The organism is Roseomonas sp. 18066 (assembly GCF_902706185.1).
Taxonomy (GTDB): Bacteria; Pseudomonadota; Alphaproteobacteria; order Acetobacterales; family Acetobacteraceae; genus Pseudoroseomonas.
In genome coordinates, this window is the sequence record NZ_CACSJM010000245.1 from 1 (window position 1) to 2,500 (window position 2,500).

Here is a 2,500-nt window from a genome sequence, read left to right on the forward strand (position 1 = left end):
TGGGATGCGGGGACAGGATTTGAACCTGTGACCTTCAGGTTATGAGCCTGACGAGCTACCGGGCTGCTCCACCCCGCGGTGGTGAACTGCGTCGATGCAAGACAAGGTGTTGTGTCCGGCTTGGTGGCCCGGCGGCGACCTACTCTCCCGCGCCTTGAGGCGAAGTACCATGGGCGCTGGGGTGTTTCACGGCCGAGTTCGGGATGGGATCGGGTGTAGCAACCCCGCGATGGCCACCGGGCCACCGAGCCGGACACGTCTTGTCTGTATCGACGGATGCGATCTGGATGGTGATATCGGGTGTTTTGTTTGTGAGTGCGGATTGATGCTGCGTGCGGTGTCGGTATTGCTACCGACAGCGAGTGATTAAGATGAGATCTATTGGGCTATTAGGACCGCTCAGCTACGTCTGTTACCAGACTTCCACTTGCGGCCTATCGACGTGGTGGTCTTCCACGGCCCTTAGGGAGACCTCGTTTAGAGGCTGGTTTCCCGCTTAGATGCCTTCAGCGGTTATCCGTTCCGCACTTAGCTACCCGGCGATGCTCCTGGCGGAACAACCGGTACACCAGAGGTACGTCCATCCCGGTCCTCTCGTACTAGGGACAGATCCTCGCAAGTCTCCAACACCCATGGCAGATAGGGACCGAACTGTCTCACGACGTTCTAAACCCAGCTCACGTACCGCTTTAATCGGCGAACAGCCGAACCCTTGGGACCTGCTCCAGCCCCGGGATGCGATGAGCCGACATCGAGGTGCCAAACCTCCCCGTCGATGTGGACTCTTGGGGGAGATCAGCCTGTTATCCCTAGAGTACCTTTTATCCGTTGAGCGATGGCCCTTCCACGCGGGACCACCGGATCACTAAGGCCGACTTTCGTCTCTGTTCGCGCTGTCGCGCTCACAGTCAGGCGGGCTTATGCCTTTGCACTCAACAGCCGATGTCCGACCGGCTTGAGCCCACCATCGCGCGCCTCCGTTACCATTTGGGAGGCGACCGCCCCAGTCAAACTGCCCACCACGCAGGGTCCTGGCCCCGGCTTACGGGGCTCAGTTAGACATCAGAAAGGCGCAGGGTGGTATTTCAAGGATGGCTCCACAGAAGCTAGCGCCCCTGCTTCAAAGCCTCCCACCTATCCTACACAGCCCCTTCCTGATGCCACTGCGAAGTTGCAGTAAAGGTTCATAGGGTCTTTCCGTCTGACCACGGGTACCCCGCATCTTCACGGGGAATTCAATTTCGCTGAGCCCATGCTGGAGACAGTGGGGAGGTCGTTACGCCATTCGTGCAGGTCGGAACTTACCCGACAAGGAATTTCGCTACCTTAGGACCGTTATAGTTACGGCCGCCGTTTACTGGGGCTTCAATTCGGTGCTTGCACACCTCCTCTTAACCTTCCAGCACCGGGCAGGCGTCAGACCCTATACGTCATCTCTCGATTTCGCAGAGCCCTGTGTTTTTACTAAACAGTCGCCACCCCCTGGTTTGTGCCACCCACCGAAGGTTGCCCTCTGGTGGGTCTCGCTTATCCCGAAGTTACGCGAGTAATTTGCCTAGTTCCTTCAGCATGGTTCTCTCAAGCGCCTCGGTATACTCAACCAGTCCACCTGTGTCGGTTTGGGGTACGGTCTATAATGTCAGAGCTATTTCCTGGAGTGATCCAGCAGCCCCTCCAATCCGATAAGGAGGAACAACGTTTCACACTCGTCACTTCTGACAGGCCCAGGAATATTCACCTGGTTTCCATCGGCTACGGCTGTCGCCCTCGCCTTAGGGGCCGGCTCACCCTGCGCGGATTGGCCTTGCGCAGGAACCCTTGGACTTTCGGCGGGAGAGGTTCTCACTCTCCTTGTCGCTACTCATGTCCGCATTCGCACTTCCGATACCTCCAGCAAACCTCACGGTTCACCTTCGCAGGCCTACGGAACGCTCCGCTACCACGCATACTTGCGTATGCATCCACAGCTTCGGCAGATGACTTGAGCCCCGTTACATTTTCGCCGCAAGACAGCTATTAGACCAGTGAGCTATTACGCTTTCTTTAAAGGATGGCTGCTTCTAAGCCAACCTCCTGGTTGTTTTGGCCGTCTCACATGCTTTCCCACTTAGTCATCATTTGGGGGCCTTAGCTGGTGGTCTGGGCTGTTTCCCTCTCGACAATGGACCTTAGCACCCACTGTCTGTCTGCCAGGTAGCACTCACCGGCATTCGGAGTTCGGTAGGGTTTGGTAGGACTTTGGGTCCCCCTAGCCCTTCCGGTGCTCTACCTCCGGTGGTGTTCGCCTGACGATCTACCTCAATAGATTTCGCGGAGAACCAGCTATTTCCGAGTTTGATTGGCCTTTCACCCCTAGCCACAGCTCATCCCCGACTTTTTCAACAGGCGTGGGTTCGGCCCTCCAGTGGGTGTTACCCCACCTTCAGCCTGGCCATGGCTAGATCACTCGGTTTCGGGTCTTCTGCCTGCAACTCAGCGCCCTATTCGGACTCGCTTTCGC

At 57.2% G+C, this 2,500-nt stretch carries 1 tRNA gene and 2 rRNA genes (1 of these 3 cut by a window edge); all 3 read right to left on the reverse strand.

Features of this window, described 5'->3' with window-relative positions:
• Positions 1 to 4 precede the first annotated feature (4 nt).
• Positions 5 to 78: transfer RNA gene (locus GVN67_RS27840), tRNA-Met, on the reverse strand.
• Positions 79 to 126: 48 nt separating this feature from the next.
• Positions 127 to 241: ribosomal RNA gene (gene rrf / locus GVN67_RS27845) — 5S ribosomal RNA — on the reverse strand.
• A gap of 127 nt (positions 242 to 368) precedes the next feature.
• Positions 369 to 2,500 (reverse strand): 23S ribosomal RNA (locus tag GVN67_RS27850) (it continues 608 nt past the right edge of the window).